General features: G+C 59.2%; 26 protein-coding genes and 1 tRNA gene. 9 read left to right on the top strand and 18 right to left on the bottom strand.

Annotated elements, in window-relative coordinates; genetic code table 11:
- The first annotated feature begins 70 nt into the window (after positions 1-70).
- The 4 genes from D109_RS0122545 (at position 71) to D109_RS0122530 (ending at position 4,815) form a co-directional block, all read left to right on the top strand.
- Positions 71-1,207, top strand: coding sequence for a DSD1 family PLP-dependent enzyme (locus tag D109_RS0122545; protein WP_026078158.1), 1,137 nt, complete (start codon positions 71-73; stop codon positions 1,205-1,207).
- Complete coding sequence (locus D109_RS0122540) at positions 1,197-2,381, top strand: FAD-binding oxidoreductase (RefSeq protein WP_017478851.1); 1,185 nt, start codon at positions 1,197-1,199, stop codon at positions 2,379-2,381. Before D109_RS0122545 ends, D109_RS0122540 begins: the two co-directional genes overlap by 11 nt.
- Positions 2,378-3,223 carry a GNAT family N-acetyltransferase gene (locus tag D109_RS0122535; protein ID WP_017478850.1) on the top strand — a complete coding sequence of 282 codons (846 nt, stop codon included), beginning with the start codon at positions 2,378-2,380 and terminating at the stop codon, positions 3,221-3,223. Before D109_RS0122540 ends, D109_RS0122535 begins: the two co-directional genes overlap by 4 nt.
- A gap of 146 nt (positions 3,224-3,369) precedes the next feature.
- Positions 3,370-4,815, top strand: a complete 1,446-nt coding sequence (locus D109_RS0122530; RefSeq protein WP_017478849.1) for an aldehyde dehydrogenase family protein — start codon at positions 3,370-3,372, stop codon at positions 4,813-4,815.
- 83 nt (positions 4,816-4,898) lie between these two features.
- Here D109_RS0122530 and D109_RS0122525 read toward each other — a convergent pair.
- The 9 genes from D109_RS0122525 to thrS form a co-directional block, all read right to left on the bottom strand.
- Positions 4,899-4,975 (bottom strand) — tRNA-Pro (locus tag D109_RS0122525).
- Between the two features lie 90 nt (positions 4,976-5,065).
- Entirely contained in the window at positions 5,066-5,422 is a 357-nt protein-coding gene (locus D109_RS0122520) for a MerR family transcriptional regulator (protein WP_003219935.1), read from the bottom strand.
- Positions 5,403-5,705 (bottom strand): integration host factor subunit alpha, encoded by a 303-nt coding sequence (gene ihfA, locus D109_RS0122515; protein WP_002553164.1) that lies wholly within the window; start codon positions 5,703-5,705, stop codon positions 5,403-5,405. Before ihfA ends, D109_RS0122520 begins: the two co-directional genes overlap by 20 nt.
- A 3-nt stretch (positions 5,706-5,708) precedes the next feature.
- Positions 5,709-8,087, bottom strand: a complete 2,379-nt coding sequence (gene pheT / locus D109_RS0122510) for a phenylalanine--tRNA ligase subunit beta (RefSeq protein WP_017478848.1) — start codon at positions 8,085-8,087, stop codon at positions 5,709-5,711.
- 26 nt (positions 8,088-8,113) lie between these two features.
- Complete coding sequence (gene pheS, locus D109_RS0122505; RefSeq protein ID WP_017478847.1) at positions 8,114-9,130, bottom strand: phenylalanine--tRNA ligase subunit alpha; 1,017 nt, start codon at positions 9,128-9,130, stop codon at positions 8,114-8,116.
- A gap of 109 nt (positions 9,131-9,239) precedes the next feature.
- On the bottom strand, positions 9,240-9,596 hold the full coding sequence (gene rplT / locus D109_RS0122500; protein ID WP_003219940.1) for a 50S ribosomal protein L20: 357 nt from the start codon (positions 9,594-9,596) through the stop codon (positions 9,240-9,242).
- A gap of 28 nt (positions 9,597-9,624) precedes the next feature.
- Positions 9,625-9,819 (bottom strand): 50S ribosomal protein L35, encoded by a 195-nt coding sequence (gene rpmI / locus D109_RS0122495; RefSeq protein WP_002553160.1) that lies wholly within the window; start codon positions 9,817-9,819, stop codon positions 9,625-9,627.
- 59 nt (positions 9,820-9,878) lie between these two features.
- Positions 9,879-10,430, bottom strand: a complete 552-nt coding sequence (gene infC, locus D109_RS0122490) for a translation initiation factor IF-3 (RefSeq protein ID WP_169875357.1) — start codon at positions 10,428-10,430, stop codon at positions 9,879-9,881.
- The gene (gene thrS / locus D109_RS0122485) at positions 10,430-12,352 is read right to left on the bottom strand and encodes a threonine--tRNA ligase (protein WP_017478846.1); all 1,923 of its coding nucleotides are present in this window, start codon (positions 12,350-12,352) and stop codon (positions 10,430-10,432) included. The genes infC and thrS overlap by 1 nt, the downstream gene beginning before the upstream one ends.
- A gap of 363 nt (positions 12,353-12,715) precedes the next feature.
- Between thrS and D109_RS0122480 the strand changes: the two genes are divergently transcribed.
- Positions 12,716-13,030, top strand: coding sequence for a hypothetical protein (locus D109_RS0122480; protein WP_026078157.1), 315 nt, complete (start codon positions 12,716-12,718; stop codon positions 13,028-13,030).
- A 289-nt stretch (positions 13,031-13,319) separates the two neighbouring features.
- A complete protein-coding gene (locus tag D109_RS0122475; protein WP_003179963.1) occupies positions 13,320-13,532 on the top strand; it encodes a cold-shock protein in 213 nt (70 codons plus the stop codon).
- A gap of 73 nt (positions 13,533-13,605) precedes the next feature.
- Here the strand turns inward: D109_RS0122475 and D109_RS0122470 are convergent, their stop codons facing one another.
- Positions 13,606-13,926, bottom strand: coding sequence for an I78 family peptidase inhibitor (locus D109_RS0122470; protein ID WP_017478844.1), 321 nt, complete (start codon positions 13,924-13,926; stop codon positions 13,606-13,608).
- 147 nt (positions 13,927-14,073) lie between these two features.
- Complete coding sequence (locus D109_RS0122465) at positions 14,074-14,379, bottom strand: hypothetical protein (protein WP_026078156.1); 306 nt, start codon at positions 14,377-14,379, stop codon at positions 14,074-14,076.
- A gap of 145 nt (positions 14,380-14,524) precedes the next feature.
- On the opposite strand from D109_RS0122465, the gene D109_RS0122460 reads away from it, so the two are divergent.
- Positions 14,525-14,737 carry a hypothetical protein gene (locus D109_RS0122460; RefSeq protein WP_003219951.1) on the top strand — a complete coding sequence of 71 codons (213 nt, stop codon included), beginning with the start codon at positions 14,525-14,527 and terminating at the stop codon, positions 14,735-14,737.
- A 33-nt stretch (positions 14,738-14,770) separates the two neighbouring features.
- Here the strand turns inward: D109_RS0122460 and D109_RS0122455 are convergent, their stop codons facing one another.
- From D109_RS0122455 to D109_RS0122425, 7 genes are read right to left on the bottom strand one after another with little or no spacing between them, the layout of a single operon-like run.
- The gene (locus D109_RS0122455; protein WP_017478842.1) at positions 14,771-15,799 is read right to left on the bottom strand and encodes a nucleoside hydrolase; all 1,029 of its coding nucleotides are present in this window, start codon (positions 15,797-15,799) and stop codon (positions 14,771-14,773) included.
- Positions 15,800-15,824: 25 nt separating this feature from the next.
- Positions 15,825-16,229, bottom strand: a complete 405-nt coding sequence (gene rbsD / locus D109_RS0122450; RefSeq protein WP_017478841.1) for a D-ribose pyranase — start codon at positions 16,227-16,229, stop codon at positions 15,825-15,827.
- The gene (rbsK, locus tag D109_RS0122445; protein WP_026078155.1) at positions 16,226-17,143 is read right to left on the bottom strand and encodes a ribokinase; all 918 of its coding nucleotides are present in this window, start codon (positions 17,141-17,143) and stop codon (positions 16,226-16,228) included. Before rbsK ends, rbsD begins: the two co-directional genes overlap by 4 nt.
- 23 nt (positions 17,144-17,166) lie before the next feature.
- Positions 17,167-18,189, bottom strand: a complete 1,023-nt coding sequence (locus tag D109_RS0122440) for a LacI family DNA-binding transcriptional regulator (protein WP_017478839.1) — start codon at positions 18,187-18,189, stop codon at positions 17,167-17,169.
- A 3-nt stretch (positions 18,190-18,192) separates the two neighbouring features.
- On the bottom strand, positions 18,193-19,170 hold the full coding sequence (locus D109_RS0122435; protein ID WP_017478838.1) for an ABC transporter permease: 978 nt from the start codon (positions 19,168-19,170) through the stop codon (positions 18,193-18,195).
- Positions 19,167-20,720, bottom strand: coding sequence for a sugar ABC transporter ATP-binding protein (locus D109_RS0122430; RefSeq protein WP_017478837.1), 1,554 nt, complete (start codon positions 20,718-20,720; stop codon positions 19,167-19,169). Before D109_RS0122430 ends, D109_RS0122435 begins: the two co-directional genes overlap by 4 nt.
- 58 nt (positions 20,721-20,778) lie before the next feature.
- Complete coding sequence (locus tag D109_RS0122425) at positions 20,779-21,738, bottom strand: sugar ABC transporter substrate-binding protein (protein ID WP_026078154.1); 960 nt, start codon at positions 21,736-21,738, stop codon at positions 20,779-20,781.
- A gap of 567 nt (positions 21,739-22,305) precedes the next feature.
- Here D109_RS0122425 and D109_RS0122420 point away from each other — a divergent pair.
- Positions 22,306-23,394 (top strand): asparaginase, encoded by a 1,089-nt coding sequence (locus D109_RS0122420; RefSeq protein ID WP_003219965.1) that lies wholly within the window; start codon positions 22,306-22,308, stop codon positions 23,392-23,394.
- Positions 23,395-23,623: 229 nt separating this feature from the next.
- The gene (locus tag D109_RS0122415) at positions 23,624-23,875 is read left to right on the top strand and encodes a DUF1654 domain-containing protein (RefSeq protein WP_017478835.1); all 252 of its coding nucleotides are present in this window, start codon (positions 23,624-23,626) and stop codon (positions 23,873-23,875) included.
- The last annotated feature ends 4 nt before the right edge of the window (positions 23,876-23,879 follow it).

Here is a 23,879-nt window from a genome sequence, read left to right as displayed (position 1 = left end):
CCATGATTGAACCACAACTTAAGTGCAGCTGAGTAGAGTGCCGCCCATACCCAGTCACTCGAGTTCCGCCATGTCCATGCAGATTGCCTCCCTAGACACACCTGTCGCACTCATCGACCTTACGCGAATGCAGCACAACATCCAGCGTATGCAAGCGCGCATGGGCACCCTTGGCGTACGTTTGCGCCCGCACATCAAAACCAGCAAGTGCTTGCCGGTGATCCAGGCACAGATTGACGCAGGCGCCTGCGGCGTCACGGTTTCCACCCTCAAAGAAGCCGAGCATTGTTTCGCCGCAGGCATCCGCGATGTGTTCTACGCCGTCGCCATAGCCCCGGGCAAATTGCCTCAGGCCCTGGCCCTGCGGCGCAAGGGCTGCAACTTGAGCCTGCTCACCGACAGCGTCTCAGGCGCCCGCGCCATCGTCGCGTTCGCACAGCAACATGACGAACACTTCGACGTCTGGATCGAGATCGATTGCGACGGCCATCGCTCAGGCCTGGCCGCGCAAGACCCTGTGCTGATTGAGGTGGCGCACCTCCTCAACGACGGCGGTATGCGCCTGCGGGGGGTGATGACCCACGCGGGCTCCAGTTACGAGCTGGACACCCTCGAAGCCCTGCAGGCGCTGGCCGAACAGGAACGTGCGCTTTGCGTCAGCGCCGCCCGCACCCTCCGCGAAGCCGGACTGGCGTGCGCCGAGGTCAGTATCGGCTCAACCCCCACGGCCCTCTCGGCCCTGAACCTGGACGGTGTCACCGAAGTGCGGGCGGGCGTGTATGTGTTCTTTGACCTGGTGATGCGCAACATTGGCGTGTGTCAGGCCGACGAGTTGGCACTCAGCGTACTGACCACGGTGATCGGCCATCAGCCGGACAAAGGCTGGATCATCACTGACGCCGGCTGGATGGCCATGAGCCGTGACCGTGGCACACAGCGCCAGCGCCAGGACTTCGGTTATGGCCAAGTGTGTACCGAAGCCGGCGACTGGATCGACGGTGCATTGGTCACGGGCGCCAATCAGGAACATGGCATCGTCACCCTGGGCACCGCCGCCAGTGGCGACCTTGTTACGCGCTTCCCCATTGGCAGCCGGCTGCGCATCCTCCCCAACCACGCCTGCGCCACCGGCGCGCAGTTCCCGGACTATCACGCCGTGGACGCCAAAGGCGGCGTACACATCTGGAGCCGCCTCCATGGCTGGTAATCAATCAGGTTCGAAAAGCCAGGTGCTGATTATCGGTGGCGGCATCATGGGCGCCTCGTCGGCGTTTTTCCTGCGGCGGCGCGGCTGCTCGGTCACGCTGCTGGAACGCGACCAGATCGGTCAGTACGCCAGCGGTGTGAACTTCGGCAACGTGCGCCGCCAGGGCCGCTACCTGGGGCAACTGGAGCTGGCCAATCGATCTTGGGCGTTGTGGAAACGCCTGCCCGAGCTGATCGATGACGACCTGGAGTTCATCCCCAGTGGCCACATGCGCGTGTGCTATCGCGAAGAGGAAATCGCTGAACTTGAGGCCTACGCCGCCGCGCCGGAAGCCGCGCAACTGGACTTGAAAATCTATCGCGGCGCCGAGCTGCACCGGCGCTTTGGTTTCCTCGGCCCGGAGGTGAAAGGCGGCTCCTATGCGCCTCACGATGGTCACGCCAACCCGCGCCTCGCAGCGCCGGCGTTTGCCCGTGCAGCCCGGCGTCTCGGGGCACGAATCGAGGAAAAGACCGAAGTCGCCGACGTGGAAAAGGTCAATGGTTTATTCCACGTCACCACCACCGACGGGCAGTTGTTCGTCGCCGAGCAGCTGTTGATTACCGCCGGTGCCTGGGCTGCCCGCTTGTCCGAGCGCTTTGGTGAGCCGGTACCGCTGGAGCCCAACGGCCCGCAGATGTCGGTCACCGAACCGGTGCCCTACGCCTTGCCGACCGTGATCGGTGTGTTCACCAAAATCAAGGAAGAGGTGATCTACTTACGCCAGATCCCGCGCGGCAATATCATCATCGGCGGCGGCAACCGCTGTACGCCGGACATGATCAACCGACGGGCGTTTTTCAAACCCGAAAGCCTGCTCAACCAGATGCGCCAAATGCGGCGACTGTTACCGGGGGCCGAGAAGCTGAACATCATCCGCGTGTGGAGCGGTATCGAGAGCTACACCCCAGACTCCCTACCGGTGATGGGCCCGAGCGGCAGCGTGGACGGGTTGTTTTATGCCTTCGGTTTCTGTGGGCACGGCTTCCAGCTTGGCCCCGGCGTGGGGGATGTCATGGCCGAGCTGATCAGCACCGGCAGCACCAGCACCTTGATCAGCCCCTTCGATATCCGACGGTTTACCCAACCCTCTGCGGTGCCTGCAAACGCCCCCACTACAGGAAAACTGATATGAGCCACGCCTACGTTTATCGCACAGTCACCGCCGCCGACATGCCCGCCGCCCACGCGCTGTCCGTGCACCTGAAATGGCCTCACCGCGAGGAAGATTGGGCGATGGTGCAACGCACGTCCGAAGGCTTTGTCGCTGAACATGACGGCAAATTAGTGGGCGTGGCATTCGCCTGCCATCAGGGGGCTTATTCCTCCATCGGCCTGGTGATTGTGAGCGAGCAACACCAGGGCAAAGGCATCGGGCGCCAGTTGATGAACCTGTGCCTGGACGCTACGGCCCCACGTACGCCGATCCTCAACGCAACCGAGTCAGGGGCGCCGTTGTACACCAGCCTGGGCTTCGTCGACTTTGCGCGCATTCAGCAACATCAGGGCGTACCGCAAGCTCCGGCACCCATGCCGTTGACCCGGCATGCCCACTGTCGCGTATTGAGCCTGGCTGATTACCCCACGGTGATCGAACTGGCCAATGCCGGCAGCGGCCTGGACCGCACCGAGGTACTCAACGACCTGCTGCCCACTGCCGAGCATGTGGTTGGCATCGAGGTCGAAGGGCAACTCAACGGTTGCGCCCTGCTCCGCCGATTTGGTCGGGGCCATATCATTGGTCCTGTCGTTGCACACAATCAGGAACAGGCCCGACAGTTGATCACTCACCTGCTGCGGTTGATTCCGGGTCAGTTCGTGCGCTTCGACATTCCCACCGCCTGCGGGTTGGCCGACTGGCTGGAAAGCCTGGGGCTGCCATGCATCGACAAAGCGCCGCGAATGGTCTTGGGTGTGCCCCCGCAATCAAGCGGCGGCATCAACCAGTTTGCGCTGGTGACGCAAGCAATCGGCTAGGTCGCAACGTCAGCCTGCCAGATTCAGCAGATTATCCCTTGGAGCGTTGAATAACGGCATCTTCGGGCTGAGACCTTTTGCTAGCTTAGCGAGACACCGGGCCTTGCTGTTCGCAGCGCCTATTGCCGCTCCAGGGAGCCAGTTGGATGACCATACACGTTTCGAACAAAACGTCTCAGCAGCTTTACATCGACGGCAGCTGGGTTTCCCCGACCATTGCCGCCAGTTTGCCGGTGGTCAACCCGGCCAGTGAGGAGGTGGTTGCACAGGTCGCAAGCGGGTCTGCCGAGGATGTGGATCGTGCCGTTGCGGCAGCACGTGCGGCGTTTGCCGGTTGGTCTGCAACGCCCGCGGCGTCCAGGGCGTTGATGCTTGGGAAAATCCACGCGCTTATCCTTGAGCGCAAAGAGCAGCTTGCACAGGCGCTCTCCCTGGAAATGGGCGCCGCCATCGGCTTCGCTCGGGCGATGCAAGTGCCGTTGGCGGCCGAACACGTTCGGGTCGCTCGTGACTTGCTGTCCAGCTATTGCTTCCAGACGGTGGAAGGCGGTACAGCCATCCAGCGCGAACCCATAGGCGTCTGCGGTCTTATCACGCCGTGGAACTGGCCGTTGTATCAGATCACCGCCAAAGTCGCCCCGGCCATCGCTGCCGGTTGCACCGTGGTCTTGAAACCCAGCGAACTGTCGCCGCTGAGCGCCCTGCTGTTTGCACAACTGGTGCATGACGCAGGCCTGCCGCCCGGGGTGTTCAACCTGGTCAATGGAAGCGGTGCCCAGGTTGGCGCAGCCATGGCGGCACATCCGGATATCGACATGATCTCGATCACCGGCTCCAACCGCGCAGGCGCGCTGGTTGCCCAAGCGGCAGCCCCGACGGTGAAACGCGTCACCCAGGAACTGGGGGGCAAATCGCCGAATGTGCTGCTGCCCGACGCCGACTTCGCCAAGGCTGTACCGCTGGGGGTGATGTCCGCATTTCGCAACGTCGGGCAATCGTGCAGCGCGCCGACCCGCATGATCGTGCCAAAAAACCGCTTGGCCGAGGTCGAATCCCTGGCGGCGGCGACCGCAAATGCTCTGATCGTTGGCGACCCGCAATCGGAAGACACGCAACTGGGGCCCATCGCCAACGAAGCCCAGTTCAACCGCGTCCAGGCGATGATCCAGGCAGGCCTCGACGAGGGTGCGAAACTGGTATGCGGTGGGCCTGGGCGTGTGCCGGGCTTTGACAAGGGTTTCTATACCCGCCCCACGGTTTTCTCCGAGGTGACCAGCGCCATGCGCATTGCCCAGGAAGAAATCTTCGGCCCGGTGCTGTGCATCATTGCGTATGAGACGGTGGATGAAGCCGTCGCCATCGCCAACGACACGGTATACGGCCTGGGCGCCCACGTTCAGGGCCACGACTTGACGCAGGCACGTGCCGTGGCGTCGCGTATTCGTGCGGGGCAAGTGCACCTGAACTACCCCGCGTGGAATCCGATGGCGCCGTTTGGTGGCTACAAGCGCTCGGGGAATGGCCGGGAGTATGGCGTGCAGGGGTTTGAGGAGTATCTGGAAACCAAGGCTATTATTGGATTTGGTGAATGAGGCATGGGGCTGTGGTGAGGGAGTAATTTTGCAGGCATGAAAAAGCCCAAGCGTTACCGCTTGGGCTAAGTCATTGAATTATATGGTCGGGACGGAGTGATTCGAACACTCGACCCCTAGCACCCCATGCTAGTGCGCTACCGGACTGCGCTACGCCCCGACTAGGCGTGTTACTGGGTTCGCTTCGCAACGAAGCGATCAGGAATATACCGCAAGCTTTTGAAATGTGGAAGTATTTTAAAAGCCGGAATTACTTCTTCAAAACCACCAGCACATCTTCGAGTTCGGAGATCATCTGGCGGATCATTTGCTTGTATTGGGTGGTGTCGTCTTTGGCTTCATCACCGGACATACGCTGGCGCGCGCCACTGATGGTGAACCCCTGGTCGTACAGCAATGCGCGGATCTGTCGGATCATCAGCACATCCTGGCGCTGATAATACCGACGGTTCCCGGTGCGTTTGACGGGGTTGAGTTGAGGAAACTCCTGCTCCCAATAGCGCAGCACGTGCGGTTTTACCGCACAGAGCTCGCTGACTTCACCAATGGTGAAGTAGCGTTTGCCTGGGATGACGGGCAGTTCGTCGTTATGACTTGGTTCCAGCATAAGCCTCAACTCGGGCCTTCAACTTCTGCCCTGGACGAAAGGTGACCACACGGCGAGCCGTGATCGGGATTTCTTCTCCCGTTTTTGGATTGCGGCCAGGCCGCTGGCGTTTGTCCCGCAGGTCAAAATTGCCGAAACCGGACAATTTGACCTGTTCGTTGTCTTCAAGAGCGTGCCTGATTTCTTCAAAAAACAGCTCGACCAATTCCTTGGCCTCGCGCTTGTTCAGGCCCAGCTCTTCATACAGACGTTCCGCCATCTCAGCTTTCGTCAAAGCCCCCATACGTCACTTCCTTAACGTGGCGTTCAACCTTTGTTCGAGCGAGGTGAGGATATTTTGCGTCGTCGTATTCACCTCATCGTCATTAAGAGTGCGCGATGGATGCTGCCAGGTCAAGCCAACTGCAAGGCTTTTTCTATGCGGATCAATGCCTTTACCCTGATAGACGTCAAATAGCCTGAGGTCTGTCAGCCATTCCCCTGCATTTTCACGGATTACGTCCAGAACAGCACTGGCCGCAATACCTTGATCGGCAATCAACGCCAGATCACGTCGTACTTCAGGGAAACGCGACAACTCGCTGAATTTAGGCATTTTGCCCGAGGCCACTTCAGCCAAGACTAGCTCAAAAACGAAGACTGGACGGTCCAGCCCCAAGGTTTTCGACAGTTCAGGGTGAATCGCGCCAACGAAGCCCACCAGGCGACCTTCACGTTCGATACGTGCAGTCTGGCCCGGGTGCAGCGCCGGGTGTTTGCCAGGGGTGAACGTGAAGGCGTCCAGCGCACCGGCAAAGCCCAGCACCGCTTCCACATCGGCCTTGACGTCGAAGAAGTCGACGGTGTCGCGGCCTTGTGCCCAGCCTTCAGGCAGTCGGCTGCCGCAGACGACGCCAGCCAGCATTGGCTCTTGCTTCAGGCCGTCCAACTGACCGACAAAACGCAGACCACTTTCGAACAGGCGCACACGGTCTTGTTGACGGTTCAGGTTGTGGGAAAGCGCTTTTACCAAACCAGGCCACAACGACGAGCGCATGGCGGCCATGTCGTTGGAGATCGGATTAGCCAGCAACAGCGGCTCGACACCTGGGTTGAACAGTTCGAACTGCTTCGGATCGATGAAGCTGTAGGTCACCGCTTCCTGATAACCACGGGCAACCAGCAGGCGACGCAGTTCCGGCAGGTGTGCACGGGCTTCAGCTTTCGGCTGCGGGGCCAAGCGTGCTTGCGGGTAACGAACCGGCAGGCGGTTGTAGCCGTACAGGCGGGCCAGCTCTTCGATCAGGTCGACTTCCAGGCTGATATCGAAGCGATGGCTTGGCACTTCTACGTGCCACTGCCCTGCTTCACCGGCCGAGATGCCGAGGCCGAGTGCCGACAGCAGGCGCTCGATTTCAACCGGGTCGATCACCAGGCCAAGCATTTGCTCAACGGCCTTGGCACGCAGGACGATCGGTGCAACCGACGGCAGGTGCTGCTCGCTGACGGTTTCGATGATCGGGCCGGCTTCGCCGCCGGTGATTTCCAGCAGCAAGCCAGTGGCGCGCTCCATGGCTTCACGGGCCAGTTGCCAGTCCACGCCACGCTCGTAGCGGTGCGAGGCGTCGGTGTGCAGGCCGTAGGAACGGGCCTTGCCAGCGATGACGATCTGATCGAAGAAGGCACTTTCGAGAAAGATGTCGCGAGTGGTTGCGGACACGCCGCTGTGCTCGCCACCCATCACGCCGGCAATCGCCAGGGCGCGGGAATGGTCAGCAATCACCAGGGTGTCGGCACGCAGGCTGACTTCCTGGCCGTCGAGCAGTACCAGCTTCTCGCCTTCCTCGGCCATGCGCACGCGGATGCCGCCATTGATTTCAGCGAGATCGAAAGCGTGCAGCGGTTGGCCCAGTTCCAGCATCACGTAGTTGGTGATGTCGACGGCAGCATCGATGCTGCGCACTTCCGAACGACGCAGGCGCTCAACCATCCACAGCGGGGTTGGCTTGGACAGGTCGACGTTACGGATCACACGACCCAGGTAACGCGGGCAGGCGTTGGGAGCCAGCACTTCGATCGAACGCACTTCGTCGTGCACGGCAGGTACGGCGGCAACCACCGGACGGCTGACGGTCGCGGCGTACAGAGCGCCGACTTCACGGGCCAGGCCGGCCAGGGACAGGCAGTCGCCGCGGTTCGGGGTCAGGTCGACCTCGATGCTGGCGTCTTCCAGTTCCAGATAAACACGGATGTCCTGACCCACTGGCGCATCGGCCGGCAGTTCCATCAAGCCATCGTTGCCTTCACCGACCTGCAGCTCCGCCTGGGAGCACAGCATGCCGTTGGACTCAACGCCACGCAGCTTGGCCTTCTTGATCTTGAAGTCGCCTGGCAGCTCGGCACCGATCATGGCGAACGGGATTTTCAGGCCCGGGCGCACGTTTGGCGCTCCGCACACGACCTGGAAAGTTTCCGCGCCATTGCTGACCTGGCACACACGCAATTTGTCAGCATCCGGGTGTTGCTCGGTGCTCAGCACTTCGCCCACTACCACGCCACTGAAAACACCGGCGGCCGGCGTCACGCTATCGACCTCGAGGCCGGCCATCGACAGACGAGCAACCAGCTCGTCGCGACTTACCTGCGGGCTTACCCAGCCACGCAGCCATTGTTCACTGAATTTCATCCTGCTCTCCTAAAGATCCGTTACGACTAGCGAAATTGCGCGAGGAACCGCAAGTCGTTGTCGAAGAACAGACGCAAGTCGTTCACGCCGTAACGCAGCATGGCCAGACGCTCAACGCCCATGCCGAAGGCAAAGCCCGAAAATTCTTCCGGGTCGATCCCGGACATGCGCAGCACGTTGGGGTGAACCATGCCGCAACCCATCACTTCCAGCCAGCCGGTCTGTTTGCAGACGCGGCAGCCTTTACCGCTGCACATCACGCATTCCATATCGACTTCAGCGGATGGCTCGGTGAACGGGAAGAACGAGGGACGGAAACGCACCGCCAGCTCCTTCTCGAAGAACACCCGCAGGAACTCTTCGATGGTGCCTTTGAGGTCGGCGAAGTTGATGTCGCGATCAACCAGCAGGCCTTCGACCTGGTGGAACATCGGCGAGTGGGTGATATCGGAGTCGCTGCGATACACACGGCCTGGGCAGACGATGCGGATCGGCGGCTTCTGCGATTCCATGGTGCGGACCTGTACCGGCGAGGTATGGGTGCGCAGCAGCATGTTCGCGTTGAAATAGAAGGTGTCATGCATCGACCGGGCCGGGTGGTGGCCTGGGATGTTGAGCGCCTCGAAGTTGTGATAGTCGTCTTCGACCTCAGGGCCTTCGGCAATGCCGTAGCCGATGTGGGTGAAGAACTGCTCGATACGTTCCAGAGTCCGGGTAATCGGATGCAGGCCGCCCGAGGTCTGGCCACGGCCAGGCAGGGTCACGTCAATGGATTCGGCGGCGAGCCTGGCCGCAAGATCGGCCTCCTCGAGCGACGCCTTGCGCGCATTGAGAACCTCTGTAACACGCTCCTTGGCCACGTTGATCAACGCACCGACTTGCGGACGCTCTTCAGCCGGCAAATTCCCCAGGGTCTTCATCACCTGAGTCAATTCACCCTTTTTGCCAAGGTAGTGAACCCGGATTTGCTCCAGGGCATTGATATCTTCTGCGCTTTGCACAGCCTCTAGTGCTTGAGAGACCAGCGCATCCAGGTTTTCCATGTACAGACTCCAGATACAAAATAGGGGAAGAGCTTGAAGGCTCTTCCCCTATTTAAGACGTTTAACACCTTGGGCCGCGGAAGCGACCCAGGGTGACTGTCGGGGGTACTTAAGCCAAGGTGGCTTTAGCTTTCTCGACAATCGCAGCAAACGCCGCTTTTTCGTTCACTGCCAGATCAGCCAGAACCTTACGGTCGATCTCGATGGACGCTTTTTTCAGGCCAGCGATGAAACGGCTGTAGGACAGACCGTTAACACGTGCACCAGCATTGATACGAGCGATCCACAGAGCGCGGAACTGACGTTTTTTCTGACGACGGTCACGGTAGGCGTATTGGCCAGCCTTGATAACCGCTTGCTTGGCAACACGGAATACGCGTGAACGCGCGCCGTAGTAGCCTTTAGCAAGTTTCAGAATTTTCTTGTGGCGCTTACGCGCCATGACGCCACGCTTTACACGAGCCATGAGTTACTTCCTCTATTCTTGACTAAAATTAACGAAGGCGCAGCATGCGCTCGACTTTTGCAACGTCAGACGGATGCAGCAAGCTGCTACCGCGCAGTTGACGCTTACGCTTGGTCGACATTTTAGTCAGGATGTGGCTCTTGAAAGCGTGCTTGTGCTTGATACCGTTAGCAGTTTTCAGAAACCGCTTAGCAGCACCACTTTTAGTTTTCATCTTTGGCATGTTCGGTACTCCGCATTCAGTTGATAAACATAATCAGAAGGCCTGCCGTGCCCTATTGATTACTTCTTCTTTTTCGGGGCGATGACCATAATAAGCTGGCGTCCTTCCATCTTAGGATGCTGTTCGACCGAACCGTACTCGAGCAGGTCAGCTTCAACCCGCTTGAGGAGTTCCATCCCCAGCTCCTGGTGGGCCATCTCACGGCCGCGGAATCGCAAGGATACCTTGGCCCTGTCCCCATCACTCAGGAAACGTACCAGGTTGCGCAGTTTTACCTGGTAATCCCCTTCCTCCGTCCCTGGACGAAACTTGATTTCTTTTACTTGAATCTGCTTCTGGTTCTTCTTCGCCGCGGCAATCTGCTTCTTCTTCTCGAAGATCGACTTGCCGTAGTCCATCACCCGGCAAACGGGTGGGATTGCATCGGCGGAGATTTCCACCAGGTCCAATTTGGACTCTTCAGCAATACGAAGCGCTTCATCAATCGAGACGATGCCAATCTGCTCGCCGTCAGCGCCAATTAACCGAACCTCGCGTGCCGAGATATTCTCGTTGATCGGGGCTTTCGGTGCAGCTCGTTTATCTTGTCTCATTTCACGCTTAATAATAATTACTCCGAATCTGGGCGACCACGCCGGGAAACCGCTTGCGCGAGGAACTCAGCGAACTGGGCGACGGGCATCGAGCCCAGGTCAGCACCTTCACGAGTACGCACAGCGACAGTCTGCATCTCGACTTCCCGATCTCCGATAACCAAAAGATAGGGAACCTTGAGCAAAGTATGCTCGCGGATTTTAAAGCCGATCTTTTCATTTCTCAAGTCGGACTTGGCACGAAATCCGCTTTCATTGAGAGTTTTTTCAACTTCAGCGGCAAAATCTGCCTGTTTATCAGTGATATTCATGATCACTGCCTGGGTCGGAGCCAGCCACGCAGGGAATGCACCCTCGTAGTGCTCGATCAGGATCCCGACGAACCGTTCGAACGAGCCGAGGATCGCCCGGTGCAGCATAACCGGGTGTTTACGGCTGTTGTCTTCGGAGACGTATTCGGCTCCCAGACGGATCGGCAGGTTAAAATCGAGCTGCAGGGTACCACACTGCCAGACGCGGCCAAGGCAATCTTTCAGCGAGAACTCGATCTTCGGACCGTAAAACGCGCCCTCGCCCGGCTGCAGGTCGTACGCAAGCCCCGCACTGTCCAGTGCTGCGGCCAGTGCTGCTTCGGCGCGATCCCACAGCTCGTCGGAACCCACGCGTTTTTCCGGACGAGTGGACAGCTTCATTTCGACTTCGGTAAAGCCGAAATCGCGATACACGTCCATGGTCAGCTTGATGAACGCGGCGGATTCGGCCTGCATCTGCTCTTCGGTGCAGAAGATGTGGGCGTCATCCTGAGTGAAGCCACGTACACGCATGATGCCGTGCAGTGCACCCGATGGCTCGTTACGGTGGCAGGCACCGAACTCGGCCAGGCGCATCGGCAACTCGCGGTAGCTCTTCAGGCCCTGGTTGAACACCTGTACGTGGCACGGGCAGTTCATCGGCTTGATGGCGTAGTCGCGGTTTTCCGACTGAGTCGTGAACATGTTGTCGGCGTAGTTGGCCCAGTGCCCGGATTTCTCCCACAGGCTGCGGTCAACGACTTGCGGCGTCTTGATCTCGAGGTAGCCGTTGTCGCGCTGAACCTTGCGCATGTACTGCTCAAGCACCTGGTACAGGGTCCAGCCGTTCGGGTGCCAGAACACCATGCCCGGCGCTTCTTCCTGAAGGTGGAACAGGTTCAGGCGCTTGCCGATCTTGCGATGGTCGCGTTTTTCGGCTTCTTCGATGCGCTGGATGTAGGCGGCCAGCTGCTTCTTTTCGGCCCAGGCAGTGCCGTAGATCCGCTGCAGTTGTTCATTCTTCGCGTCACCGCGCCAGTAGGCACCGGACAGCTTGGTCAGCTTGAACGACTTGAGGAAGCGCGTGTTCGGCACGTGCGGACCACGGCACATGTCGACGTATTCTTCGTGGTAATACAGGCCCATGGCCTGCTCATCCGGCATGTCCTCCACCAGACGCAGCTTGTAGTCTTCGCCGCGGGCGGTGAACACGTCGATCACTTCGGCGCGCGGAGTGACTTTCTTGATGACGTCGTAATCTTTTTCGATCAGCGCATGCATGCGCTGCTCGATGGCCGCCAGGTCGTCCGGAGTGAAAGGACGCTCATAGGCGATGTCGTAATAGAAGCCTTCGTCGATGACCGGGCCGATGACCATCTTGGCGGTTGGGTACAGCTGCTTGACCGCATGGCCAATCAGGTGCGCGCAAGAGTGGCGAATGATCTCCAGCCCCTCTTGATCCTTGGGCGTAATGATTTGCAGGCTGGCATCGCCGGTGATCAGGTCGCTGGCGTCAACCAGCTTGCCGTCGACCTTGCCGGCCACGGTGGCCTTGGCCAGGCCAGCACCAATGGATGCGGCGACCTCGGCTACGGAAACCGAATGATCGAATGAACGTTGACTGCCGTCGGGAAGAGTAATAGTTGGCATGGCGCCTCCTCTCCTAGTGGTGACCCCTACCAAAGGTCACGTGGGTTGGGATGAGCCAGTACAAGATCCAACACCAGGCCGTTCAATGATGAACGCCTGCCTTACAGCGGCAGGAGCCTTTCGGCCAACCGGTAATCGAACCAGAGTGACTGGAGTTAAACAAAAAAGACCTTGGCAAGGCGGCATAGGCGCGCCGGAAAATAGCCAAGCGAAAGATGCTAGCACAGATGAACGGTCATGGCGCCGGCGCCGCTTAATGAAACGCAAATTCCCGGCTTTTAGGGGCAAAAGTGAACTTGAACTGTACGGCGAGCCTCAAACACACCGAGAATCACCGTTCGTCCATGACTCCAGGAGCATTTCATTATGCGTTTTACCTCGACTTTCGCCCTTGCTGCATCCCTGACCCTCATGTCCCTGGGTGCGCACGCCGCAGCCCCGTCGAACTGGCCTGCCGGTGCACGGGACAGCTTCATCAAGGATTGCAGTGCAGCCGCCCAGCAAAGCGTTGATGCCAAAACCGCCAAAGACCATTGCGAATGTGGCGCGGACAAGATCAATGCCGAATTGAGCAGTGCCGAGATCAAGGAACTCATGACCAACCAGAACGCAGATCCCGCGCTGAAAAACAAAGCTGTCGCGGCTATTTCGTCCTGCAAAGTCGTGAAGAAAAAGTAATTTTTACACCCTGCCAGACCGGCTAAAGGACCAAAAATCGCCCTGAAAACTGCCATTTCTCACAAATTACGCAGCTTTTACGGCTTTTTTTGCTAGCTGATATTTCGCTTAAAAGCCCCGTAGATCGGGGCTCTCAGCCAACCAAGGCATGAAACGCAACGCGATTGGATAGCAAACAATGCCTTGGGGGGGCTCCCAAGCCGAACATTTCGACTATGATAGCTCGGTGTGCCCAGTTGGCCTGAGCAGCACAGCACTACTGAAAATATATGTTTCTTGGAGATACACCATGTCTAATCGCCAAACCGGCACCGTTAAATGGTTCAACGATGAAAAAGGCTTCGGCTTCATCACTCCTCAAGGTGGCGGTGACGACCTGTTCGTACACTTCAAAGCTATCGAAAGCGACGGTTTCAAAAGCCTGAAAGAAGGCCAAACCGTTTCCTTCGTGGCTGAGAAAGGCCAAAAGGGTATGCAAGCTGCACAGGTTCGCCCAGAGTAATTCTGCGCCGAACTAAAAAAACCCCGTCCATGTGACGGGGTTTTTTATGGCCTGGAGAAAAGCGCTGAAGCCATCAGCCGCAATTGACGCGATTGATCACCAGGTTGTCATCGGTATTGAGGTTCAGGCGATCGGAGCGGTATTCCAGCGTGACCATGTCGTCTGGCTTGAGAATACGGGCGTTCTGCGCACCGGCGCGGCTACGGGCCTGTTCCAGCAGTTGCGGCGAAGCCTTCTGGCCGATTGCGAACTCGGCAGCCTTCGCCTCACAGCGGCTATGACCAGCATCGGTCACGGCAGTGTCTTTGGCTGGCTCAGAGGTACCCGGGGTGCTGCAACCCGTCAAGACAAGCGCAGCCAACAAAGTACCGAATGATGCGAGCTTCCAAGGCATGAAGCCTCCTTTGAGAAAAAACAGACAGAGATCGTGCGACCGTGGTTTGGCCGATTGGTTTCAGAATTGTCACAATTGGCTGCAGGCCAGTCTGCCTGAGTCGGCGCCTGGCGCTGGCGAATCAATCGTCACCAAATATGAACGCACTCAGTAGATGTCGATGTAATCAAACGGCGGTTTTGGCCAGTTCTGCTTGAGCGCGTTGAAAATCTGCATCACCCACACTTCATCGCTGGCCGCGACGTTACCGACATAACCGGAACCCGCCGCCCAGGTCTCCAGGCGAAATAGCAGCCCGTCAATATCAACGCCGCCCACCACTCCCGAAGAGATGTAGGCAATGCCGGCCTTGGTGACGCGCAATTGGGTGTGAACGTTGTCACTGGCGCTGGCAAGTAACTGCCTCACCGCGTCCAGCGTCAGGTTCTCGGAGTTGTTCAAATCGATCTGCACGCGGTTTGCCCTGACCATTAAACGGGCAGACAGTGTCGCACAGCCCTCCCCTCATGCCTAAGTAGCAGTGCCAAACGCTGCGCAAAATGGTTAACTCCACACGCCAGATAACGCACCAACCGCCTTTCAGCCTCGCGAGACACCCATGACCATCGTCACGATCCACGCCGACATCAAAGCCAAGTGGCCCCACGGGCAAAGCTCCTACAGCCCGGGCAGCCCGGAGGAGTTGGCAATCATCGGTATCGACCTGCTGGTCAAGGAACTGGGGACTCAGGCCGCGCAGGCATTTATCGGCCAGGTATTCGAGAAATACCCGGCCGATCACATGGGGGCACCAGACCCCGAGCGCGAATAAGACCCGGCCAACGAACGTCGGCCGGTAAAGCGCTTACTTCAGACGGCCAAGGCGTTCGGTCAGCAGATCGAAGAAGCCCTGGGCATCGCCGTTTTCAACCCAGAACGCGTTCTTCGGTTGTTTCAAGCCGTCGTACCAGTCGACGATGGTCTGGCCGAAGGTCGGGCCCTCACGGCTGTCCACCACCACATTGACCTCACGGCCGCTGAACAGAGAAGGCTTGAGCAGGTAGGCAATGACGGTAGCGTCATGCACCGGGCCACCCGGGATGCCGTAGTGCTCCATATCACCTTTGACGTATTCATTGAGAATATCGCCCACCACCTTGCTCGCGTTGTTGTTCAGCGCAGCGATTTGCTTCAGGCGTGCATCACTGGTCAGGACCTTGTGGGTCACGTCCAATGGCAGGTAAGTCAGCTTGACGCCACTTTTGAGCACGATCTCGGCCGCGATCGGATCCGCGAACAGGTTGAACTCGGCCACCGGCGTGATATTGCCGCCGTTGAAGTGCGCGCCGCCCATCACCACCACTTCCTTGATGCCTTGCGTGATCTCCGGTGCCTGGGTCAACGCCAGCGCCAGGTTGGTCTGTGGACCGAGCATGGCAATGGTGATGCTGTGGGGCTTGGCGGTGCTCAGGGTCTTGATCAGATAATCAACGGCATTGGCTTCAGCCAGGCCTTTTTTCGGCTCATGCACGGTGACACCGGAGATGCCTTCCTTGCCGTGGATGTTTTCGGCGTAGATCGGCGTGCGCAGCATCGGTTTCGGTGCACCGGCGTATACCGGGATGTCCTCGCGCCCTGCCCACTCACGAGCCAGGCGCGCATTGCGGGAGGTCTTGTCCAGGCGCACGTTACCGGCAACGGTAGTCAGCGCGCGGATGCTCAGTTCATCGGGCGAAGCCATGGCGAACAGCAAGGCCACCACATCGTCCGCGCCGGGGTCGGTATCGATGATCAGGTCGATTTTTTCCGCCCCGTGGGCGCTTGCAGCAGTCAGGAAGGACAAAAGCAGCACACTCCGGAAAAGGTGTCGCAGGGTTTGGGTACCACGTTGCATGACGCACTCCTTGTCGTTGGGAATTCTAGAACGTTACGCCGGAGACCAGCGCGATATTGCAGTAAGGCTGGCACTCACCGGTGCGCACCACCGCCCTTGCCTTGCGGCTGAGTTGCTTGAACTCTTCATGGCTGAGCAGGCGGCGCTCGCCGAGGGCGGCCTGTTCGGTCAGGGTATTGAGATCAGCCAGAGCCGGCGGTTGCTTGAGCAGGATTTCTTCCGCGAGCACGTGGCTTTCCACCTGCATTTCGCTGAGAACAATGCGCAAGGTGCTGACAAAATCCGGGATGCCTTTGGTCAGCGCCAGGTCGATCAGCTCAACACCGGGCGGCACCGGCAGGCCGGCATCACCGATCACCAGAATGTCGCCATGGCCAAGGGACGCAATCACCCGCGACAGCGCGATATTAAGCAAGGGAGTCTTTTTCATGAGGGCACAAAACCTTGGACGTCATGCAATGTAGGAATGGAGGGCTGCGCACCCGCACGGGTGACCGACAGCGCAGCAGCCACCTGGCCAAAACGAATGGCCTCGGCCTCGCTTTTACCGCTGGCCAGCGCTGCCGCAAAACCACCGACGAAGGTGTCACCGGCAGCCGTGGTATCGACCGCCTTGACCTTGGGCGCCACCAGGTGTTCAAAGCCCTGGCCATCGGCAAACAATGCGCCCTCGGAGCCGAGGGTAATGATGACTTTGCCGGCACCGGCCTTGATCAGGCGCGTGGCGGCGACCTTGGCGCTGTCCAGTGAATCCACCACCACGCCGCTCAAGGCCGACGCTTCGCTTTCGTTGGGAATCAGGTAATCGATGACGGCGTACCAATCTTCAGGCAGCGGGCCGCTGGCCGGTGCCGGGTTGAGGATCACCGTCTTGCCCAGTTCGCGACCGCGCTTGAGGGCATGGCCGACAGTGTCCATCGGCGTCTCAAGCTGGCAGACAATCACGTCGGCAGCCTGCAGCACGCTGTCGAAGGTCTGTAATTTGGCCGGGGTCAACTCGCCATTGCTACCGGCGACGATAACGATCGCATTCTGGCTGCTGTCGTCCACCACGATCAGCGCCACACCGCTGGAACCGTCGACGGTGCTGACGGCCTGGCAATCGATGCCTTCCACCAACAATGCGTCGCGTAATTGCGCGCCATAGGCATCGGTACCCACGCAGCCGACCATCGCGACTTCGGCCCCAAGACGCGCCGAAGCGACCGCCTGGTTTGCGCCCTTGCCGCCGGGGACGGTGGAAAACGATTGGCCGATCAGGGTTTCACCGGCGCGGGGCAGCCGGCTGGCCCGGGTGACCAGGTCCATGTTCAGGCTGCCTATTACCACTACTTTTGCTGGCATACATCAGTACTCATCAATTCGGTTCAGCGGTATTGGGCGAACACACCGGCCAGTGGCGCCGTTGACTCGCGCAGGACAATACTCGGCGTCACGATGCGTTGATCGATCGGCAATTGGGGTGTCGCAATTCGTCGCAGTAAAATCTCGGCCGCCATCTCTCCCAGTTGCAGGATCGACTGGCCCACCGTGGTCAGCGCCGGGTACACGTACTGGCTCATTTGAATATCATCGAACCCGATCACCGACAGCTCGCCGGGCACGCGGATATTACGTTCGGCAGCCGCGCGCAATACGCCGAAGCCGATCATGTCGTTGCCGGCAAAAATCGCGCTGGGGGGATTATCCGCCAGCAATTGCGCTGCCGCCGCGTAACCACCGGTGCTGGTGAAGTCACTCTCCAGCACACGGCCGGCCGGCACTTCGAGCCCGGCCTCAGCCAGGGCGCGGTAATAACCCGCCATACGCATCTGCGCCACGCGGGTATGGCTCGGGCCACCAATGCAGGCAATGTCGCGGTGCCCCAAATCCAACAGGTGACGGGTCGCCAGGTAGGCGCCGTGTTCGTGGTCGATGCGCACCAGGTCCACATCGATCCCGTCCAGCGCGCGGTCGACGATGACCATCGGCGTACGCACCGCTTTCAGGCCCGTTGCCAGGCCGCTGTCGTCACCGCCCACGGAGGTCACGATCAGACCGTCAATGCGTTTCTCCAGCAGCACCCTCAGGTAGCTGCGCTGCTTTTCGGCATTATCGTCGGAGTTGCAGAGGATCACGCAATAGCCATTACGCTCGCAGTAATCCTCGATGCCTCGGGCCAGCTCCGCAAAATACGGGTTGAGGCTGTTGGGCACCAGCAGGCCGATGGTCGCGGTGGTCTTGGCTTTCAGCGACCGCGCGACCGCACTGGGCACGTAGTCGAGCTGCTTGATAGCCGCTTCGACCTTGATCCGTACCGGCTCGCTGACCGGGCGCGTCTTGTTCACCACATGGGACACCGTGGTGTAGGAAATCCCCGCAAGCGCCGCCACATCCTTGATCGTTGCCATGGCTCAGGCTCGCCGACTGGCGCGCTGGCTGCGGTAAGTATCCAGCACCACCGCGATCACGATCACGGCACCGGTGATGATACGTTTGGTCGGCTCGGTGGCGCCAATCTGCGCCAGCCCTGCCGCGAGTACCGAGATGATCAGCACGCCGAAGAAGGTACTGATCACCGAACCTCGCCCGCCCATCAGGCTGGTACCGCCGATGACCACAGCAGCGATAACTTGCAGCTCCAGGCCGGAACCGGCGTTTGGATCCGCCGCTTCCAGGCGCGAAATCTGGAACAGTGCCGCCACGCCGGCCAGCAGGCCCATCAGGCTGAACACCAGGATTTTGTAGGGTTTTGGATTGATGCCCGCCAGACGCACGGCCTCTTCGTTGGTGCCGATGCCGATCAGGTAGCGACCGAACACAGTACGCGTCAGCACAAGCTGCGCGGCGATGATCACCAGCAACGCGATGATGAACGAAGGCGAAATCCCGAAGGCCACCGGGTTGGACAGCCAGGCAAACGAATCACCAATGTATGCAGTGCGCGAGCCGGTCATCTGGTACGCCACGCCGCGGGCCATTTCCAGCACGCCCAGGGACACGATGAACGACGGGATGCGCCACGCCACGGTGATGGAGCCGGTAATGGTGCCGGCCAACGCGGCGCAGCCCATGCCCAGTATGGCTGCCGGCAACACGCTCCATCCCCAGCCGAGAATCGCCACGCTGACGGCCGAGGCGGCCAGGGCCAACACCGACCCCACCGATAGGTCGATGCCGCCGATGATCAGCACGAAAGTCATGCCCACCGCCAATACCATCAGGTCGGGAATCTGGTTGGCCAGGGTGCTGAAGGTGTCGTACGAGAGGAAGTGATCGCTCAGGAACGAGAACAACGCGATCATCGCCAGCAAAGCACCGGCCAAACCCAGGTAAGTGCCCAGGCCGTAGAAGTTGCCGCCATGTTTTGCGGGGGAAGAAGTGGTTTTCATGGGGTATTCCTAGGCGCTGCGTCGTTGAGCAGCGCATCACGTTTCTGATAGCCGGCAAAAGCAGCGGCAAGCAATTCGTCCTGGGTCCAGCTGTCACGCTCGAAAGTCTCGATCAGGCGCCCGGCGGAAAGCACACCGATGCGGTCGCAGATCAGCATCAACTCACGCAGGTCGCTGGACACCACCACCAACGCCTTGCCCTGGCGGGTCAGGTCGCCGAGCAACGCATAAATATCGAATTTGGCGCCAACGTCGATGCCCCGGGTCGGCTCATCGAACAGCATCACCGCGCAGTCGCGCTCCAGCCAGCGGCCAATCACCACCTTCTGCTGGTTACCGCCCGAAAGCTCCGACACCAACTGCGCCGGGCTGGAACTGCGGATGCGCATGGCGTCGACCTGGCGCTTGGCCAAGGCGGTTTCGTCACGACTGTTCATCAGGCCAGCGCTGGAGACCTTCGGCATGTTGCCCAAGGCAATATTGGCGCCGATGGATTGAGTCAGCAGCAGGCCTTCGCCCTTGCGGTCCTCGGTGATCAGGGCGATACCATGACCCACCGCGTCGGCAGGCGAACGAATGCTGACGACTTGCGCGGGGGTGCCCAGGGCCACGGTGCCGCTGTCAGCGATATCGGCACCGAAGATCAGGCGCAGCAATTCTGTACGGCCAGCACCGATCAAGCCGGAGATGCCGTAGATTTCGCCGGCACGCACTTCAAAGGACACGTCGCGGACCTTGTCCGAGCGGGTCAGGCCTGTGACCGTCAACAGCGGCTCGCCGATGGTGCGCGGACCCAGGTCGATTTTCTCGCCCAGTTCACGGCCCACCATCAGGGTGACCAGTTGCTCACTGTTGTAGTTGGCCATCGGCTCGACACACACCAGCTTGCCGTCACGCAGTACCGCAATGCGCTGGGCGACACGGGCAAGCTCTTCGAGCCGGTGGGAAATATAGATAATCGCCACGCCCCGGGCCTGCAGGCGGATGATTTGTTCAAACAGCATCTCGACTTCACGGGCGGTCAACATCGCCGTGGGTTCGTCGAGGATCAAGACGTGGCAATCGCCGATCAGGTTGCGGGCAATTTCGACCATCTGTTGGTGGCCGATGCCGAGGCTGCCGACCAGGGTATCCGGGTCGATGGCGTCCAGGCCAACCTGGGCCATGGCTTCAATCGCGGCCTTGCGCAGTTGCTTGCGGCTGATCCAGCCACCGTGGCTGGGCAGGTTATCGAGGAACAGGTTTTCGGCGACCGTCAGGGTCGGCAGCAGGTTGAGTTCCTGCATGACCATGCGGATGCCCTGCTCTTCAGCCTGGGTCCGGCTGCCCGGCGTGTAGGCCTGGCCATTGAACTGCATCTGGCCGTCGGTCGGCGTGACCAGCCCGCCGATGATTTTCGACAGGGTGCTTTTCCCCGCGCCATTTTCACCGGTAAGCGCCAACACTTCCCCACGATTGAGCGTCAGGGTGATGTCGGACAGAACCGGTTGGGCATAGGTCTTGCCGATACCGCTGACCGAGAGGACAGCGTTCGGTGCGGAAGATGACATAGGAACGTCTCCAGGCGTCCGCTCGAGTGAGCGGACGCTGTTTGGTGCTGCCGGGGAATTACTTCTTGAGGACGAGTTCGACCGGGGTTTCGATTACGCCGTCTTTGGCGTCGACTTTTTCACCCTTGACCAGCTTGAGCGCGTTCTGGATACCGAACACCGCTTGCTGGGCAGCTGCCTGGTCGGCGGTCGCCAATACGCGGCCGTCCTGCAGCATGGGTTTAATGGCTTCGATGTTGTCGTAGCCCACGACCAACACCTTGCCGGCCTTGCCTGCCGCACGTACGGCAGAGACAGCGCCCAGCGCCATGTTGTCGTTACCGGCCAACAGCGCCTTGAGGTCCGGGTATTCGCTCAGCATGGCGGATGCGACTTTCTGACCCTGGTCGATTTCCCAGTTACCCGACTGGGTGGAGACGATCTTCATGCCGGCGGCGTCCATCGCATCTTTGTAGCCTGCGGTACGCTGTTGGGCGTTGGTGGTGGTCGGCACACCTTCAATGATGCCGACCTTGTCACCCGCAGCCAACTGCTTGGCCAGATAGTCGCCCACCAGCTTGGACCCTTTGCGGTTGTCCGGGCCTACAAACGGGATATCGAGGTTTTTGCTTTTCAGCACTTGCGGATCAAGGCGGTTGTCGATGTTGACGACCTTGATGCCTGCATCGGAGGCTTTCTTCAGCACAGTGACCAACGCCTTGGAGTCCGCAGGCGCGATCACGATGGCGTTTACTTTGGCGAGGATCATCTGGTTGACGATATCGATCTGCGCACTGGTGTCGGTTTCGTTCTTGATCCCGTTGGTGATCATGTCGAAATCGGCGGCGTGTTCTTTCTGGTAGGACTTGGCGCCGTCCTGCATGGTGACGAAGAATTCGTTGGCGAGGGATTTCATGACCAGGCCGACCTTGGGTTTGGCGGTGGTCTCGGCAGCAAATGCAGAGGAAAGAGGCAGGGCAGCGGATGCGGCAGCAAGCACAGCGACAGCAAGAAGACGTCCAGCGAATGGCAGCTTCATGGGTTCACTCCGATCTTATGATTATTGTGAGCAACGCTTGCACCGAAGAACGCTTCGGCAGCCATCCCACCCGGGCGACTGATACGAGCTTTCACGACACGCCAAGAGCAGCCCGTGAAACATCTCGCAAACGTTTGCGTTAGATCAAACTATGAGAAGCTTGTCGGGATTTGTCAACGGGAGAAAACAGCCTTTTGATGAATCCGCTCTACGCCCTGCCCTCGCAGCCATTGGCTGTCCTCCCTAAACATCGGTGCCCCTTGATCGTTCTCTGAAACGACAGGTCGCGATGTGCCTTCTGCGTTTAAAACCAAACTTTTCCGTCATCCTTTTCGGACAACCGAACATTCGCACGCCGTTTTGTTCGGAAAGCCGGACAAAAGACGAAGTCCCTTGCTTAAAAATCAAATAAATATAGATATAAATCAATAGGTTAAATTCTATTACCAAACAAAATACCGCTGGTACAAATCCTGCTCTTACTCAGCACCTCGTGGCGCTCAGAACCGCCCGGGTGTTTCTAGATGAACCTGCATCAGCACTCATCAAAAACTAGAGAGAAGAATAATGAAATCTGCGTTGAAAACTTTCGTCCCGGGCGCGTTAGCCCTCCTGCTGTTGTTCCCTGTTGCCGCTCAGGCAAAAGAAGCTGAAACCCAGCAAAAACTGTCCAACGTGGTGATCCTTGCCACCGGCGGCACCATCGCCGGCGCTGGCGCCAGCGCGGCCAATAGCGCGACCTACCAGGCCGCCAAAGTCGGCATCGAGCAACTGATCGCCGGTGTTCCTGAGCTTAGTCAGATCGCCAATGTACGCGGCGAGCAAGTGTTGCAAATTGCCTCCGAAAGCATCACCAACGAAAACCTCCTGCAACTGGGTCGCCGCGTCGCCGAGCTGGCCGACAGCAAGGACGTCGACGGCATCGTGATCACCCACGGTACCGACACTCTGGAAGAGACTGCCTACTTCCTCAACCTGGTGGAAAAAACCGACAAGCCAATCGTCGTGGTCGGCTCGATGCGCCCAGGCACCGCCATGTCGGCTGACGGCATGCTCAACCTGTACAACGCCGTTGCCGTCGCCGGCAGTAAAGACGCCCGCGGCAAAGGCGTGCTGGTCACCATGAACGACGAGATCCAGTCGGGTCGCGACGTCAGCAAAATGATCAACATCAAGACTGAAGCGTTCAAGAGCCCATGGGGCCCGCTGGGCATGGTGGTGGAAGGCAAATCCTACTGGTTCCGCCTGCCAGCCAAGCGCCACACCATGAACTCGGAATTCGACATCAAGACCATCAAAAGTCTGCCGGACGTCGAAATCGCCTACTCCTATGGCAACGTAAGCGACACCGCCTACAAGGCCCTGGCCCAGGCCGGCGCGAAAGCCATCATCCACGCCGGTACCGGCAATGGCTCGGTATCGTCCAAGGTGGTGCCAGCCCTGCAGGAACTGCGCAAGCAAGGCGTGCAGATCATTCGTTCTTCCCACGTGAATGCCGGCGGTTTCGTTCTGCGTAACGCCGAACAGCCTGACGACAAATACGACTGGGTAGTTGCCCATGATCTGAACCCGCAGAAAGCCCGCATCCTGGCCATGGTCGCCCTGACCAAGACCCAGGACAGCAAGGAACTGCAACGGATGTTCTGGGAATATTGATCGCTCCCAGGCCCGGCCGGTAACGGTTGGGCCATCCCGCTCGTGGCGCACCGCGAGCGGGTCCAAATTCCCCCGCTTTACCCCCCGCGCAATAAACCCTTGAGAAACAAGGCCCTCCTACACCAAATCGGCAAAACCACTGTCAGAAGAACTTCTTGGATTTTAAGCAGTTGCGAAATTGCCCACAGTTAAATACTGTATGCACGTACAGCCTAATAAGGAATACTCCGTGGCAAACCCCTCTTCCGCAGCACCAGCAGCGCCTGACGCCTACCAACGCCTGGCCGTTCGCGTGCAAAAAATCATCAATTCCACCAACGCCCAAAAGAACAAGGCGGCGTTGATCTTCCGTTTGCCGGAGGAACCGGAAGACGAATGGGCACGACTACTGGAGGAAATCGCAGAAAACGACAACGTCACCCTCGCTTATCGCGATGACGGTGGCGTGCAGATTTTCTGGGTTGTACCGAAGGAAGATTGAGTCA

The sequence above is a fragment of the Pseudomonas sp. PAMC 26793 genome (assembly GCF_000313235.1).
Lineage (GTDB): Bacteria > Pseudomonadota > Gammaproteobacteria > Pseudomonadales > Pseudomonadaceae > Aquipseudomonas > Aquipseudomonas yamanorum.
Note: the sequence above shows the minus strand (reverse complement) of the source record. Positions and strands in the feature narration are given on the sequence as shown.